The sequence below is a fragment of the Streptomyces sp. NPDC086777 genome, from assembly GCF_040702065.1.
Classification (GTDB): domain Bacteria; phylum Actinomycetota; class Actinomycetes; order Streptomycetales; family Streptomycetaceae; genus Streptomyces.
Window position 1 is genome coordinate 17,115 of the sequence record NZ_JBFBJI010000050.1, and the last position, 14,457, is coordinate 31,571.

General features: G+C 71.9%; 16 protein-coding genes. 9 read left to right on the forward strand and 7 right to left on the reverse strand.

Features of this window, described 5'->3' with window-relative positions:
- Window positions 1-3: 3 nt before the first annotated feature.
- Both AB0472_RS40715 and AB0472_RS40720 read right to left on the reverse strand, forming a co-directional pair.
- Window positions 4-267, reverse strand: a complete 264-nt coding sequence (locus AB0472_RS40715; protein WP_366364409.1) for a hypothetical protein — start codon at window positions 265-267, stop codon at window positions 4-6.
- Window positions 268-339: 72 nt separating this feature from the next.
- Entirely contained in the window at window positions 340-1,218 is an 879-nt protein-coding gene (locus AB0472_RS40720) for a peptidoglycan recognition protein (RefSeq protein WP_366364410.1), read from the reverse strand.
- A 189-nt stretch (window positions 1,219-1,407) separates the two neighbouring features.
- Here AB0472_RS40720 and AB0472_RS40725 point away from each other — a divergent pair, with 189 nt between their 5' ends.
- Complete coding sequence (locus tag AB0472_RS40725) at window positions 1,408-2,592, forward strand: MarP family serine protease (protein WP_366364411.1); 1,185 nt, start codon at window positions 1,408-1,410, stop codon at window positions 2,590-2,592.
- 66 nt (window positions 2,593-2,658) lie between these two features.
- Here AB0472_RS40725 and AB0472_RS40730 read toward each other — a convergent pair whose 3' ends face one another.
- A complete protein-coding gene (locus AB0472_RS40730) occupies window positions 2,659-3,147 on the reverse strand; it encodes a GNAT family N-acetyltransferase (RefSeq protein ID WP_366364412.1) in 489 nt (162 codons plus the stop codon).
- Between the two features lie 72 nt (window positions 3,148-3,219).
- On the opposite strand from AB0472_RS40730, the gene AB0472_RS40735 reads away from it, so the two are divergent.
- Both AB0472_RS40735 and AB0472_RS40740 read left to right on the forward strand, forming a co-directional pair.
- Window positions 3,220-4,113 carry a TIGR01777 family oxidoreductase gene (locus tag AB0472_RS40735; protein ID WP_366364413.1) on the forward strand — a complete coding sequence of 298 codons (894 nt, stop codon included), beginning with the start codon at window positions 3,220-3,222 and terminating at the stop codon, window positions 4,111-4,113.
- A 160-nt stretch (window positions 4,114-4,273) separates the two neighbouring features.
- Complete coding sequence (locus AB0472_RS40740) at window positions 4,274-5,632, forward strand: NAD(P)/FAD-dependent oxidoreductase (protein ID WP_366364414.1); 1,359 nt, start codon at window positions 4,274-4,276, stop codon at window positions 5,630-5,632.
- A 347-nt stretch (window positions 5,633-5,979) separates the two neighbouring features.
- On the opposite strand, the gene AB0472_RS40745 is transcribed toward AB0472_RS40740, so the two are convergent.
- Complete coding sequence (locus AB0472_RS40745; protein ID WP_366364415.1) at window positions 5,980-7,455, reverse strand: regulator; 1,476 nt, start codon at window positions 7,453-7,455, stop codon at window positions 5,980-5,982.
- Window positions 7,456-7,710: 255 nt separating this feature from the next.
- Here AB0472_RS40745 and lipB point away from each other — a divergent pair, with 255 nt between their 5' ends.
- The 6 genes from lipB to AB0472_RS40775 all read left to right on the forward strand — a co-directional run bounded on the left by lipB (window position 7,711) and on the right by AB0472_RS40775 (window position 13,266).
- Entirely contained in the window at window positions 7,711-8,514 is an 804-nt protein-coding gene (gene lipB, locus AB0472_RS40750; RefSeq protein WP_366364416.1) for a lipoyl(octanoyl) transferase LipB, read from the forward strand.
- A 190-nt stretch (window positions 8,515-8,704) separates the two neighbouring features.
- Window positions 8,705-9,670: a lipoyl synthase gene (lipA, locus tag AB0472_RS40755; protein WP_366364417.1), complete on the forward strand. Its 966-nt coding sequence runs from the start codon at window positions 8,705-8,707 to the stop codon at window positions 9,668-9,670.
- 250 nt (window positions 9,671-9,920) lie between these two features.
- On the forward strand, window positions 9,921-10,118 hold the full coding sequence (locus AB0472_RS40760) for a hypothetical protein (protein ID WP_181806529.1): 198 nt from the start codon (window positions 9,921-9,923) through the stop codon (window positions 10,116-10,118).
- Window positions 10,119-10,187: 69 nt separating this feature from the next.
- Complete coding sequence (locus tag AB0472_RS40765; RefSeq protein ID WP_366364418.1) at window positions 10,188-10,889, forward strand: DUF4191 domain-containing protein; 702 nt, start codon at window positions 10,188-10,190, stop codon at window positions 10,887-10,889.
- Window positions 10,890-11,048: 159 nt separating this feature from the next.
- Window positions 11,049-12,158, forward strand: coding sequence for a right-handed parallel beta-helix repeat-containing protein (locus tag AB0472_RS40770; RefSeq protein ID WP_366364419.1), 1,110 nt, complete (start codon window positions 11,049-11,051; stop codon window positions 12,156-12,158).
- Window positions 12,159-12,270: 112 nt separating this feature from the next.
- On the forward strand, window positions 12,271-13,266 hold the full coding sequence (locus tag AB0472_RS40775; protein WP_366364449.1) for a methyltransferase: 996 nt from the start codon (window positions 12,271-12,273) through the stop codon (window positions 13,264-13,266).
- Between the two features lie 81 nt (window positions 13,267-13,347).
- Here the strand turns inward: AB0472_RS40775 and AB0472_RS40780 are convergent, their stop codons facing one another.
- From AB0472_RS40780 to AB0472_RS40790, 3 genes are read right to left on the reverse strand one after another with little or no spacing between them, the layout of a single operon-like run.
- Window positions 13,348-13,680 carry a TcmI family type II polyketide cyclase gene (locus tag AB0472_RS40780; protein WP_366364420.1) on the reverse strand — a complete coding sequence of 111 codons (333 nt, stop codon included), beginning with the start codon at window positions 13,678-13,680 and terminating at the stop codon, window positions 13,348-13,350.
- Between the two features lie 34 nt (window positions 13,681-13,714).
- A complete protein-coding gene (locus tag AB0472_RS40785; RefSeq protein WP_366364421.1) occupies window positions 13,715-14,194 on the reverse strand; it encodes an SRPBCC family protein in 480 nt (159 codons plus the stop codon).
- Between the two features lies 1 nt (window position 14,195).
- Complete coding sequence (locus AB0472_RS40790) at window positions 14,196-14,447, reverse strand: acyl carrier protein (protein ID WP_366364422.1); 252 nt, start codon at window positions 14,445-14,447, stop codon at window positions 14,196-14,198.
- Window positions 14,448-14,457: the final 10 nt, after the last annotated feature.

Genomic DNA, 14,457 nt, shown 5'->3' on the forward strand with positions numbered 1-14,457 from the left:
GGCTCAGGCCGCGGTACGGCGGCGGGTCGCGTCGGACGGGATGTAGGCCTGGCCCTGCTCGGCCCTGACCGCATGGTGCATCGGGGCCGCGTTGGCCTGGTCGAGGGCGGACGCGGTGACCGCGGCCGGGCCGAGGACGACCGTCGCGACCGCGCAGACCACGGCCCAGGGCCCCCTGGACGACCAGGCCCGGCCGGCCTTCTCCGCGGCCCGCGTGGGAACTTCGGCGCGGGTTGCGGCACGGGCTTCGGTGCGACTGCTGTTCATGGTCCCCGCCTCCGGTCGGCTGCTGATGTCCCTGACGTTAGGGCGCGGGGATCTGAACGGCCTGCGTGCCGCCTATGGCGTTCCTGTGGACCCTTTCGCGGGTGGTCCGAGGGCGGTCGTCGGGGGCGCTTCCATGAGTGTGCGCAGCGGGGTTCCCGCGCGGGCCCCCCTGCCCTGCAGCCGGGCCGCCGTCTCCCTGATCTCCGGCAGGCGGTCGGCGAGGGCGGCTCCGGGGCAGTTGGTCCGGTAGCCGTCCTGGTGGCCGGCGACGGCGGGCAGGGCGACGGCGGTGCCCTCCCGGTACCGGCTGAGGCCGTTGCTGGAGACCAGTCGGGCGGTGCCGCGCGGGTCGACGTCGGCCAGCCCGAGTTTCCAGGCGGCGACGGCGGCGATCGCCTCGGTCATGGCACGCGGCACGGGTACCCCGGCGGTGAAGGTGCCGAGGGCGGCGATGCCGGCGGTGCGGTGGTTGAAGCCCTGGGTGTGCGCACCGGTGACGGCCCGGTCGGCGCCGCCCGCGCGGCCCTCGTAGATGGTCCCGCACCGGTCGACGAGGAAGTTGTAGCCGATGTCGTCCCAGGCCCGGTCGCCGGTCTGGCCGGTGTACAGGCGGCGGATGATCTCGGGGGTCTGCGCGCAGGAGTAGCCGTTGGGCGAGTCGGTGTGGTGCACGAAGACGGCGACGACCTGGTCGTCGTAGCGTGGCGGCGGCTGGGTGCGGCGGACGGAGGCGTCCAGCCAGGCCGAGCGCGGCACGATGTTCGGCCGGGGAGCCCGGTGGCCGGAGGCGGGGCTGGCGGGCGCGGGCGCCGCCAGGTGGATCGCGACGGGCCGGTCGGCGCCCTGGGCGCACAGCTCCACGACGAGGGCGGCGGCGAGGCCGGGCAGGCAGCCGAGCAGTGTCAGGGCGGTGATCCGGGTGCGCCGCCCCGCTCTTGGGAAGACACGCATGGCAATCACTCTCGGGGTGATCGACTGCGCCCGCGATGTGTGCTGTGCCACCTGGTGGAACCATCGTCCCGGTCCGGGGCGTTTCAGGGGGTACACGTGCGCGTGGCCGGTTCCGGCGGCCCCGGGCGCGTGAACTGATCACTGGACCCGTCCCGACCGTATTAAGGGCACCGAGAGAAAGGCGGCTCCGTGGACCTGCTCGACCTGGTGCTCGTACTGGTGGTCCTCGTCTACGCGGCGTCCGGTTACCGGCGCGGGCTGGTGGCCGGCTGCGTGTCACTGGCCGGGTTCGTGGGCGGCGCGGTGATCGGCGTATGGGTGCTGCCGTGGGTGATGGAGCTGGTCACACGCGGGACGGCGACGGCGACGGTCGTCGCGGTGCTGACGGTGCTGGTGCCCGCGGTGGTGGGGCACGAGCTGGCCGGGCGGCTGGCGCTGCGGCTGCGCCGCGAGCTGGACCAGGGGCCGCTCCGGGTGGCCGACGGGGCAGGCGGCGCGGTCGCCAACTCGGTGGCGGTGCTGATCGTGGCCTGGGTGGCGGCGAGTGTCCTCGGGGCGTCCTCGTCGCCCGCGGTGACGACGGCGATACGGGACTCGAAGCTGCTCGGCGCCGTGCAGGACACCATGCCGGACACCACGCCCGCCTGGTTCTCGCGGGCCACCTCGGCGCTGACCGAGGCGGGTTTCCCGCAGGTCTTCAACCCGTTCGAGAACGAGTCGACGGCCCAGGTCGCCAAGCCCTCCGGGGACAACGTCACGGCGGCGGCGACGAACGCGGCCAAGCGCAGCACGGTCAAGATCGAGGGTTCCTCCGGCACCCAGGGCCGCGAGGGCAGCGGGTTCGTGTTCGCGCCGGAGCACGTGATGACCAACGCGCACGTGGTGGCCGGCATCGACAACCCGAGCGTGCGGATCGGCGGGGTCGGTCCGGCGTACGACGCGGAGGTCGTGCTCTTCGACCCGGACCGGGACGTGGCGGTGCTGTACGTGCCACAGCTGCGGGCTCCGGTGCTGAGGTTCGACACGAGCGCGGCGCGCGGGAACTCCGCGGTGGTGGCCGGCTATCCGCAGGACGGCAACCTGAACCTGCAGGCGGCCACCGTGGCGAACAGGGTGCAGGCCACGGGCCAGAACATCTACAGCGACGCGACGGTGACCCGGGAGATCTACTCGATCCGGTCCACGGTCCGGCCCGGCAACTCCGGCGGCCCGCTGCTGACCACCGGCGGCAAGGTGTACGGCGTGGTGTTCGCGCGCTCCACGTCCGACGACGAGACGGGGTACGTGCTGACCGCCGACGAGGTGGCCACGGACGCCGCGCGCGGCGCGCACGCCACCTCGCCGGTGGACACGGGCGAACTGATCACGTCCTGACCACGTCCTGACCGTCCGTGGCCGGGGAATGACGGCCGTCCATGCCCCGGCCGTCGTTCCCGGCCGTCACAGCGCGCGGCCCATGATCACGTCGTCGACGTACTCGCCGTCCAGGTAGAACTCGCCGGGCAGGACGCCCTCGACGACGAAGCCCTCCGACTCGTAGAGCCGGCGGGCCGGGGCGTTGTGCCCGAGGACGCCGAGCCGGATCCGGCGGGCGCCGCGGCGGCGGGCCTCCGCCATCGCCGCCCGCAGCAGCGCCCGCGCCACGCCCAGGCCACGGGCCTCCTCGGCGACCGCGAGGCCCTGGATCTGCCGGACGTGCGCGTTGGAGGCGATCTTGTGGCCGAGGGCGAGGCGGACGTAGCCGACGATGCGCCGGTCGAGCTCGGCGACCAGGGTGTCCTCGGGAGCGTGGCGCTCGTTGAAGAAGGGGTCGTACGGCGGCTGCGGCTCGGGCAGCACGGCGTGCAGGTACGACCAGGTGGCGCGGTCGAGGGCGGAGAGCTCCTCGTCGTCGTCGGGCAGGGCGGCGCGTATGTACGGTTCCGGCATGCCGTCACCCTAAGTCGGCCGACACCGGGGCCCCACGGGTTTTCCCGCGTCGTTCCCGGCATGCTGGGACCCATGGAACGTTCTCGTATCGCGGTGGCCGGCGCGTCCGGCCTCATCGGCAGCGCCCTGGTGCGGTCTCTTCGGGCGGACGGGCACGAGGTGGTCCGCCTGGTGCGGCGCGCCGCCCGGGGCGCCGGGGAGGTCTGCTGGGACCCCGCAGGGCAGTACGTGGACACCGCGGGCCTGGCCGGATGCGACGCGGTGGTGAACCTCGCCGGGGCCGGGATCGGCGACCGGCGCTGGACGGACGCCTACAAGCGCGAGATCCGGGACAGCCGGGTGCTCGGCACGGCGGCGCTCGCGGAGGCCGTGGCGGCGATGCCCGACCCGCCGCGGGTGTTCGTGAGCGGCAGCGCGATGGGCTTCTACGGCGACACCGGCGACCGGGTCGTGGACGAGGACGCGCCGCCCGGCGACGGGTTCCTGCCGTCGCTGTGCGTGGAGTGGGAGGAGGCGGCGGCCCCGGCACGGGAGGCGGGCGTGCGGACGGTGTTCACCCGCACGGGACTGGTGGTGGCCCGCGGCGGCGGGGCCTGGGGCCGGCTGTTCCCGCTCTTCAGGGCGGGGCTCGGCGGCCGGCTCGGCGACGGCAGGCAGTACTGGTCGTTCATCGCCCTGCACGACGAGGTGGCCGCGATCCGGTTCCTGATGGAGACTGAGGGTCTGTCGGGGCCGTTCAACCTCACCGCGCCCGACCCCCTGACGAACGGTGAGATCACGGCGGCGATGGCCCGGGTGCTGCGCCGCCCGGCCCTTTTCCCGGTGCCCGCCCCGGTGCTGCGCGCGGCGCTCGGCGAGATGGCCGGGGACGTGCTCGGCAGCCAACGGGTGGTGCCGAAGCGGCTCCTGGAGTCGGGGTTCACCTTCGCGTTCCCGGGCATCGAGGACGCGATCCGGGCGGCCTGACGACCCCTGTGACCGTATGCGACCGGCGTGCGACCGTGCCCTGTTCATGCGCGACTGTCCTTGACCGATCACAGCTCTAACCTCGACCCGAACTCGGGTATCCCCGGAGCTTGTTGGGGGCATCACGTCTCCACCGGACGCGCAATCGAGGAGGGGCCTCGTGCATGAGCCCGCGTACCAGGCGGACGTCGTCATCGTGGGGGCCGGTATCGCCGGACTCTCCGCGGCTCATCGGCTGAACAGCGCAGGAGTAACGACCGCGGTCCTGGAGGCCGCCCCTTACGTCGGCGGACGCATGTCGACCGAGAAGGTGGACGGCTTCCGGCTCGACCGGATCGGGCAGCTCCTGTCCACGTCCTATCCGGAGCTGCGCCTCGCCCCGGGACTGGACGCCCTGGTTCTGCGCCGGTACGCACCCGGCGTGCTGCTGCATCGCGACGGGCGCACGCACCGGGCCGGCGCTCCGGCGGGTGGCGGGAGCGCGAGGGGCGCACTGTATGCCGTGCGCGCCCTGGCAAGCGCCCCCAGGGGCGGCTCGCCGGTGGCGCCGCCGCGCTCGACCGCGCCGATGGGCGGCGCCGTCGACCAGGCCCGCCTGGTCGCCGCGCTGGGCCGCATCGCCGGTACGCCCGTCGAGCGCATCCTCGCCCGACCCGAACTCCCGGCGGCCCACGCCCTCGCGGAGCGCGGGGTGCCCACCCGCACGATCGACGGCTTCCTGCGGCCGCTGCTCGCGGCCCTGCTCTGCGACCCCGGGCTGACGACGTCCAGCCGGTGCGCGGACCTCGCGCTGCGCTCCTTCGCGAGCGGGCGGCTGTGCCTGCCGGAGGGCGGCGCCGAGGTGCTCCCCGACCTCCTGGCCCGCACCCTCCCGCCCGGCACCGTCCACACCGGCGTACGGGTCACCTCGGTCTCGACGACGTCGGTGAGGACGGCCGAGCACGGCGAGATCCGCTGCCGGGCGGTCCTGCTGGCGACCGACGCCCGAGCCGCCGCCGAACTCCTCCCGGGCCTGCGCGTCCCCGACTTCCACCGGGTGACGGTGGTCCACCACACCACGGACGAACCGTTGACCCTCACCACCGGAACATCCCTCCTCCTGGACGCTGACCGCGGCGGCCCCGTCTCCCACACCTCCGTCGTCAGCAACATCGACCCGACCCGGGCCCCCCAGGGCCGCGCCCTGATCTCCTCGACCGTCCTCGGCACACCCCCTTCCGACATCGACACCGCGGTCCGCATGCACCTCACCCGCCTCTACGGCACGTCCACGCGCCGCTGGGAGACCCTCGCCGTCCACCACACCCCCGAGGCCATCCCCGCCATGCGCCCCCCGCACGACCTCCGCCGCCCCGTCCGCCTCCTCGCCGGCCTCTACGTCTGCGGCGACCACCGCGACACCAGCACGGTCCAGGGAGCCCTCCACTCAGCCCACCGCGCATCAGCAGCCATCCTGACCGACCTCGGCACCTCCCCCTCCCTGAACACCGCAGAACCCCTACAACACCGAGCCGCATGACGCACCCCCCACACCACCGCGGCGCCCCGCCAGGGGCGCGGTAGGCAGCGGAAAAGAGGCCGCCGCACAGCGCCCCGCCAGGGGCGCGGGGAACTGCGCGACCAGCCACGACGGCGCGGCACCGGACCCACGGCCGAAACCGGCAACGGCAACCAGCACCGGCCGGCCCGGCACCGCCGGACACCGCCGTCGCGGCTGATCACCGTCACGGCGGAAAGAAGGTAGGCGGCGGGAAAAGGTGGGCGGCGCGAAGAAAGTCGGCGGCGGAAGAAGGTGGGCGGCGCGAAGAAAGTCGGCGGAAGTGGGCGGCAGAGACGCGTGAGGTCGCGGCTCCGTCGAGCGGGACGTCAGTTCATTGCGGCGACCTTGTCCCGGTACCCCTTCACCGGCGCCGCGTCCTTGTAGGGCTCCAGGCGGCGTTCGAAGTCCTTGACGTACTCGATCGCACGGACCGAGCGCATCTCCGCCGCCGCCCCCGCCGCCTCGACGCCCAGCGCGCACGCCTGGTCGAGTTCGCCGAGGCCCAGGCGGGCCGTGGCGAGGACGACGCGGCAGAAGAGGCGGCTGCGGGCGTAGGAGGGCGCACGCAGCTGCAGCGAGCGCTCGGCGTGCTGCGCGGACGCGCGGAACTGCTGGAGGTCCCGGTGACAGTGGCCGAACTCGTCGGCCAGCTGCGCCTCGTCGAAGAAGCGGGCCCAGTAGGGGACTTCGTCGCCGGGCCGGGCCGCCTCCAGGGCGCGCTCGGCACGGACCAGGGCGCCCGTGCAGGCGCGCACCTCCCCGAGGACCCCGTGGGCGCGCGCCTCGGCCGCGTGCAGCAGGGCCTGGACGATCGGCGGGGCGCTCGTGCCCACCCCCTGCTGGGCCACCCGGGCCAGTTGCACCGCCTCCCGGCCGTGGCCCAGGTAGACCGCCTGGCGGCTCATGGTGACGAGGACGTAGGAGCCGTAGGACCGGTCCCCCGCCGCCTGGGCGAGCCGCAGCGACTGGACGAAGTAGCGCTGGGCGAGCCCGTGCGCGGCGATGTCGTACGACGTCCAGCCCGCGAGCCGGGTCAGGTCGGCCGCCGCGCCGAACAGCCTGCGGCCGGTCTGCTCGCCGTACGTGCCGCGCAGCATCGGCTCGCACTCGTGCTCGAGGTACCGGACGAGGGCCTGCCGCGCGTGGCCGCCGCCGTACTGGTCGTCGAGGGACCGGAAGAGCTCGCCGACCGAGCGGAGCGCGGCGATGTCGCCGCCGGTCACCTTCTGGCCGGGCCCGCGCTCGGCCTGCCCGCGCGGACGCACCGGTGCGAGCGGCACCGGCTTGGGCGGGACCGGCCGGCCCTGCGCCGGCACCCGGACGGTGCCCGCCGGTGCGGCCGGCTCGCCGCGGGCCACCTTGTCGTCGGCGCGGCCGATCAGCCAGTCCCGGCTGGGGACGACCAGCCCGGCCGGGGTGAAGGCGATCTTGCGGAGCTCGGCGTGGCTGCCGGAGTCCTTGCGCCACAGCCCGCCGACGATGTCGACGGCCTCTTCGGGGGTGGCCGCGAACTCCAGCCCGGCGTAGACCGGGGCACAGGCGTCGAGGCCCAGGTCCTGGGCGGTGAGCCGGCGGCCGAGGCGCCGCGTGAAGACCTCGGCGATCAGGGCGGGGGTGGTGCCCCGGGGCTGCTGGCCGCGCAGCCACCGGGTGACCGATGTCTTGTCGTATCTGAGATCCAGCCCGTGTTCGAGTCCGAGCTGGTCGACGCGCCGTGCCAGACCCGCGTTGGAGAACCCCGCTTCTGCGATGAGCGCGGCGAGCTGACGGTTGGGGGTGCGCTGCGCGGGTCGGTCCGTCATCTGGGGTGCGGTCTCCTGCCTTCTGGCTCAGCTCGGTCGCTTGTGCCCGGATTGCCGGTGAGCAGCCCTTTTGGCGCTCATGGACGGCGCGAATGTAGCGGAGAGTGAGCAGTCGATCGCACATCTCGACGTTCATTCATCCGATCGTGTGAGAATTAGCCCCTGGGCTGACGCGCGACGGGCGGACGTACAGTTGCTTGGGCGCGTTACACGCCTGACGCACTGATCGCCTTATCGCCGAGGGAGGCGCTTGCCGTGAGTGAGCTGCGGTTCGTCCGCATGGGGTTCGGCGCGGACGCCGTCGAGTACCAGGAAGCCTGGGACGAGCAGCGCCGGGTGCACGCGGCGCGCTTCACCGACGAGGTCCCCGACACGGTCCTGCTGCTCGAACACCCCCCGGTCTACACCGCGGGCCGCCGCACCGCGGACAACGAGCGGCCGCTCGACGGCACCCCCGTCATCGACGTGGACCGCGGCGGCAAGATCACCTGGCACGGCCCCGGCCAGCTGGTGGGCTACCCGATCCAGAAGCTCCCGCGCCCGGTGGACGTGGTCGCGCACGTCCGGCGCCTGGAGGAGGCCCTGATCCGCGTCTGCGCCGAGTTCGGCCTGGAGACCACCCGGGTCGAGGGGCGCAGCGGCGTCTGGGTGCTCGGCGACCCGGTCGAGCAGCGCCCGCAGGCCCTCGGAGGCCTCTCCCTGGACTTCGACCCGCGGCTGACGGACGACGAGTTCGACCCCCGCCTCAACGGCCCGGAGTACGCCCCGTCCAACGCCGGCCAGCGCCGCGAGGACCGCAAGATCGCCGCGATCGGTATCCGCGTCGCCAAGGGCGTGACCATGCACGGCTTCGCCCTCAACGTGAACCCGGACAACAAGTGGTTCGACAGGATCATCCCGTGCGGCATCCGCGACGCCGGCGTCGCCTCCCTCGCGGCCGAGCTCGGCCGGGACGTGACGATCGAGGAGGTGCTGCCGGTGGTGGAACGGCACCTGACGGACGTCCTGGAGAACGCCGATCTCAAGCCGAGGGTGATCGAGAAGACACCGGCGGCATAAATCAGCCTGTCCGGCACTTGAGGACGAAGGGCAACCACAAACAGCCGGTGCGGCGCCCGAGGACGAGGCCGGAGGCCGACAGCGGGGGCCGGCGGCGGCAGCCCCAGAGCGGCCGACACCACCACCGGGCATTCAAATCAACGGGCGTACCCTGAAGGTCGCCGAAGAATCAATCGCTAGGGAGCCGGTCGTGTCCGCAGTCTCACCCGACGGACGCAAGATGCTGCGCCTGGAGGTCCGCAACAGCCAGACCCCCATCGAGCGCAAGCCCGAGTGGATCAAGACCCGGGCGAAAATGGGCCCCGAGTACACGAAGATGCAGAACCTCGTGAAGAGCGAGGGCCTGCACACGGTCTGCCAGGAAGCCGGCTGCCCGAACATCTACGAGTGCTGGGAGGACCGCGAGGCGACCTTCCTCATCGGCGGCGACCAGTGCACCCGGCGCTGCGACTTCTGCCAGATCGACACCGGCAAGCCCGAGGCGCTGGACCGCGACGAGCCGCGCCGCGTCGGCGAGTCCGTGGTCACCATGGACCTGAACTACGCGACCATCACCGGCGTCGCCCGCGACGACCTGGCGGACGGCGGCGCCTGGCTGTACGCGGAGACGGTCCGCCAGATCCACGCGCAGACGGCGGAGCGCGAGGCCGGCCGCACCAAGGTCGAGCTGCTCGCCCCCGACTTCAACGCGGTCCCCGAGCAGCTGGCCGAGGTCTTCTCGTCCCGCCCCGAGGTCTTCGCGCACAACGTCGAGACGGTGCCCCGGATCTTCAAGCGGATCCGCCCCGGCTTCCGCTACGAGCGCTCACTGAAGGTCATCACCGAGGCCCGCGACTTCGGCCTGGTCACCAAGTCCAACCTCATCCTCGGCATGGGCGAGACCCGCGAGGAGGTCAGCGACGCGCTGCGCCAGCTGCACGAGGCGGGCTGCGAGCTGGTCACCATCACGCAGTACCTGCGCCCGAGCGTCCGCCACCACCCCGTGGAGCGCTGGGTCAAGCCGCAGGAGTTCGTGGAGCTGAAGGAGGAGGCCGAGCAGATCGGCTTCTCCGGTGTCATGTCCGGCCCACTGGTGCGGTCCTCGTACCGCGCCGGCCGCCTGTACCAGATGGCCGTCGAGAAGCGGGGCGCGTTCGTCGCCGCCCAGGCGGTCTGACGGCGGCCCGGACCGGGCCCGCCGCCGAGCGTGTGAATTCACGCACAAACTATTACTGGCCAGTAGTGACCGAATGGACGCGGTCCTGACCGTCCTCGCTGATGAGGACGTCCGTCAGGACCGCGTCAGCGTTCCGGGGCCGCGCATCAAGGTTTCATTGGCGTTTGACCGGTCGGTCACGCCCTGGTAACACCGAACAGTGACCCTGGTATCACAGCACGTACACCCACCTCGAGGGGGGACCTCCACCATGCAGGCCGCGCCCGTTCGCGCCACCGCGATCCCGTCCTTCACCGACGCGCTGCGCGCCGTCGAGTCGCTGCTCATGAGCGGCGGCCAGCGCACCGCCCGCCAGAACGCCTGGACCTCCGTACTGGAGGACCGCCGTCGCGCCAAGGACCGGGTCGAGGCCCAGCGCTTCCTCGAGCAGGCCGCCGGCCGCTCCTGACGCCCTCTTCCGCGGCCTTCCCGGACACTGCCGTCGTCGGCACTCCCGGGGCCACGTAGACTTCGGGGCATGGCGAGGAAGGAACCCGCAGCGGACGCTGCGAATGCGGGACGGCTGAAGCAGATCGTCCTGACGTACAAGATGACCCGCAAGGCCGACAAGGTGATCGGTCTTGTACTCGCGGGTGTCGGTCTCGGCACCCTTGCCGTCTTCCTCGTGATCGGCTTCCTGATCGGACACCCGGTCTATCTGGGCATCCTGGGCCTGCTGCTCGCCTTCCTCGCGGCGGCGATCGTCTTCGGCCGGCGGGCCGAGCGGGCGGCCTTCGGTCAGATGGAGGGCCAGCCGGGCGCGGCGGCCGCCGTCCTGGACAACATCGGGCGGGGCTGGACGACGACGCCGGCGGTGGCGATGAACCGCAGCCAGGACGTGGTGCACCGGGCGGTCGGCAAGGCCGGCATCGTCCTGGTCGCCGAGGGCAACCCGAACCGGGTGAAGACCCTGCTGGCCGCCGAGAAGAAGAAGATGGCCCGGATCGTGGCCGACGTGCCCGTGCACGACGTGATCGTGGGCACCGGTGAGGGCCAGGTCGCGCTGAAGAAGCTGCGGACCACGATGCTGAAGTTCCCTCGCGTGCTGACGGGGCCCCAGGTGACGACGACCAACGACCGGCTGCGGGCGATGGGGGACCTGATGTCCAACATGCCGTTGCCGAAGGGGCCGATGCCGAAGGGCATGCGGATGCCGAAGGGCGGACCTCGGGGGCGGTAGGGCTCGCCCACGAGTTCGGGGCGCGGTGGTCGCGGGTGCGACTGCCGCGCCTTCGTGGTTTCTCGCGCGGTTCCTCCGTCGACACCTCTGAAGGGGCGACTCGCCACCGAACGGAGCATCCGCCCGTTTATCGGGTCATCTGCTCCTAACCTGCCAGATGTGACAAAACGCCATATTGCATACCTCGCGTGCAGCGCCGCCTTGTGCGGCTCCCTCCTCGGTGCCGCTCCGGCGAGCTCCTCGCACGGCGTTCTGACCGTGCACCCGGGTGAGTCCATCCAGAAGGCGGTCGACGCCGCCGAGCCCGGTGACACGGTCCTGGTGCTGGCCGGCACCTACCACGAGAGCGTCAAGGTCACCACGCCCGGCCTCACCCTGCGCGGCATGGGCCCGGACACCGTGCTCCAGCCGGTCAAGAAGTCCAAGAAGGCCATGAAGGCCACCAAGGCCATGAGCGGCAAGAAGAAGACCGCCGTGAAGTCCTGTGCCGAGATGGGCAACGGCATCTGCGTGGTCGGCGCCAAGAACCAGCCCGTCGAGGACGTCACCGTCGCCCACATGACCGTGACCGGGTTCTCCCGGACCGGCGTCATGGCCGTGGGCACGGCCAACCTGCACGTGCACGGCGTGGCCGCCGTGAAGAACGGGCAGTGGGGCCTCGCCGAGGAGCGCGCGGTCCACAGCATGTACCAGAACAACATCGCCCGGAACAACGGCGACGCGGGCATCTTCCTCGCCAACTCCGTCACCGCGGAGAAGGGCGCCGCCGACACGTTCGGCACGGTCGTCGAGCACAACCTGCTGGAGAACAACCGGATCGGCGTCACCGTCCGCCGGCTGCGCAACCTCACCGTCTCGGACAACTCCGTCACCGGGAACTGCGCGGGCGTGTTCGTCGTCGGCGACGAGAACAAGCCGAAGGCCGGTCACCTGACCGTCGCCGACAACCAGGTCGTGAAGAACAACAAGTACTGCAAGAAGACCGCCCGGCTGTCCTTCCTGCAGGGCTCCGGGATCGTGCTGACCGGCGCCGAGAACACCCTGGTGACCGGGAACACCGTCACCGGCAACTCCGGCAAGTCGCCGCTGTCGGGCGGTGTCGTGGTCTTCAAGAGCTTCGTGGGTGTCACCAGCGACAAGAACCAGGTCACCCGCAACAAGCTGTCCGGCAACTCCCCCGCCGACCTGGTCAACCAGGAGGCCACCAAGCACGGCAACGCCTTCAAGGACAACACCTGCAAGAAGTCCAAGCCCGCGGGTCTGTGCTGACCTGACGGCCGTACGACACCCCCACACGGAAGGAAGGCGGCACATGACCGCACCAGCACGCGACCTCTCGACGCCGGCCAAGGGGCCGGCGGAGGACGCTCCGCCGCCGTCGATGCGGCTGCGCGAGCTCGTGTTCGGGGCGGCCTGTGCCGCCGCCGTCCGCGCGGCCGCCCGGCTGCGCGTCGCCGACGCGCTCGGGGACGCCCCCATGACCGTGGAGAGCCTGGCCTCCGCGGTGAAGACGGACCCGAAGCCGCTGCGCCGGCTGCTGCGCGCCCTGTCCTGCTACGGCGTCTTCGCCGAGCGGCCGGACGGGACGTTCGCCCACACCGAGACCTCCCGGCTGCTGCGCGAGGACGACCCGCACAGCCTGCGCTACATCGCCATGTGGTGCACCGAGCCGTGGACCTGGGACGCCTGGCCGAAGCTCGACGAGGCCGTGCGTACCGGCCGCAACGTCGTCGAGGACCTCTACGGCAAGGAGTTCTTCGTCTACCTGAACGAGGACGCCCCGGAGTCGGCGGACGTCTTCAACCGGGCGATGACCACCTCCAGCGAGCAGTCGGCCCGCGAGGTGGCGGCCCTGCTCGACCTGTCCGGCAGCCGGTCGGTCGCGGACCTCGGCGGCGGGCAGGGGCACGTGGTGGCCAGCCTGCTGGACAAGTACCCGGCGATGAAGGGCTACCTGCTGGACCTGCCCAAGGTGGTCGAGAAGGCGCTGCCCCGGCTGCGCGAGGGCGGCGACCTCGCGGACCGGGCGCGGGTGGTGCCCGGTGACATCCGGGAGGCCGTGCCGGTCGACGCGGACGTCTACATCATCAAGAACATCCTGGAGTGGGACGACGAGTCCACCGCGCGGCTGCTCGCCAACGTGGTCGCGGCGGGCGGTCCCGGGGCCCGGGTCGTGGTGATCGAGAACCTGGTCGACGACACCCCGTCGATGCGGTTCAGCACCGCGATGGACCTGCTGCTGCTCCTGAACGTCGGCGGGGCCAAGCACACCACCGACTCGATGGTGCGGCGGCTGGGCGACGCGGGCCTGAGCGTCAACGACATCCGGCCGGTCAACCCGTACCTGCACGCCTTCGACTGCACCGTGCCCGCCTGAGTCGGGCGGCCCGGTACGCGCCGGTGCCGGGCCCGCGTCGTGTGCGGGTCCGGCACCGTTGGCGTACGGCGGTACGCGGGGTCACACGCCGCCGTCGCGCTCCCAGAGGTAGAAGCGCTGGGCCATCGCGTCCTTCGGGGAACGCCAGGTCTCCGGGTCGTACGCGCTGACGTACGCCGTGAGACGCTCGCTGATGTCCCTGAACTCGGGGTGCGAGGTGACCTTCGCGATGGCCGGTCCCGGCTCGCGCTCGGACTCGACGAGGTGCATGTACACATCGCCGAACTGGAAGAGGCTGCGCCGGGTGACCCCGACGAGGTGCGGCAGCTCTCCCCGGTCGGACTCCGCGAACACCTTCGCGATGTCGGGCGCGGAGCCCGGTGCCATACGGGCGACGATCAGGGCCTGGTGCACGTGTCTCTCCGTTCCTGTCTTCCCGGCGGCCGGCTCAGTCGGCGAGCGCCGGGTCGGGGCGCCGGCCGGTGGCGGCCTTCTCGATCTTGTCCCGGATCAGGGCCATCTGGATCTTGGAGTTCTTGTTGATGTTGTCGGTCATCCAGTCGTCGTCGACGGGGGCCTCCGGCTTCATCGCGAAGTCCTGGGTCCAGACCATCCGGGTACCGGCGGGCACCTCCTCGTACCGCCAGAGGATGTCCATGTGCGCGAACGGGCCGGTCTCGACCCGGCGGGCCTTGACGCGGAGGTTGCGGCGGTCCGCCTCGCGCTCGGAGACCCAGCTCCACACCTTGCCGTTCTCGTCGGGGTGCATGGTCAGCCGGAAGGTGACCTTCTTCCCGTCCTCCTCGAGGATCTCGGCGCTGGCGTACTCGCTGAACAGCTGGGGCCAGTTCGCCACGTCGTTGGTCATGTCCCAGACCAGGTCGACGGGCGCGGCGATGGTGATCTCGTTCTGGGTGTGTCCGGTCATGTCAGGCTCCCGCGGGCATGGCGCTGTTGACGAGGTCGAGGAACTGGCGCGGCGTCCTGCACCGCTCGGCGTCCACCGGCATGGGCACGCCGTGCCGGTTCTCCAGCTCGCCGACGATGCCGAGCAGGCCGAGCGAGTCGACGCCGAGGACGTCGAAGCCGTTGTCGGCCCGGTCCTGGAGGTCGGCCGGGGAGACGGTGACGCCGGCGGCCTTCTTCATGAGTTCGGACAGTTCGTCCACGGTGATGCTCATAGCAACTCCT

Bases quoted from the DNA above. Each gene is read 5' to 3' on its own strand.
- AB0472_RS40715 (WP_366364409.1), bottom strand. From the start codon at position 267: ATGAACAGCAGTCGCACCGAAGCCCGTGCCGCAACCCGCGCCGAAGTT.
- AB0472_RS40720 (WP_366364410.1), bottom strand. From the start codon at position 1,218: ATGCGTGTCTTCCCAAGAGCGGGGCGGCGCACCCGGATCACCGCCCTG.
- AB0472_RS40730 (WP_366364412.1), bottom strand. From the start codon at position 3,147: ATGCCGGAACCGTACATACGCGCCGCCCTGCCCGACGACGACGAGGAG.
- AB0472_RS40735 (WP_366364413.1), top strand. From the start codon at position 3,220: ATGGAACGTTCTCGTATCGCGGTGGCCGGCGCGTCCGGCCTCATCGGC.
- AB0472_RS40745 (WP_366364415.1), bottom strand. From the start codon at position 7,455: ATGACGGACCGACCCGCGCAGCGCACCCCCAACCGTCAGCTCGCCGCG.
- AB0472_RS40760 (WP_181806529.1), top strand. From the start codon at position 9,921: ATGCAGGCCGCGCCCGTTCGCGCCACCGCGATCCCGTCCTTCACCGAC.
- AB0472_RS40765 (WP_366364418.1), top strand. From the start codon at position 10,188: ATGGCGAGGAAGGAACCCGCAGCGGACGCTGCGAATGCGGGACGGCTG.
- AB0472_RS40775 (WP_366364449.1), top strand. From the start codon at position 12,271: ATGCGGCTGCGCGAGCTCGTGTTCGGGGCGGCCTGTGCCGCCGCCGTC.
- AB0472_RS40785 (WP_366364421.1), bottom strand. From the start codon at position 14,194: ATGACCGGACACACCCAGAACGAGATCACCATCGCCGCGCCCGTCGAC.
- AB0472_RS40790 (WP_366364422.1), bottom strand. From the start codon at position 14,447: ATGAGCATCACCGTGGACGAACTGTCCGAACTCATGAAGAAGGCCGCC.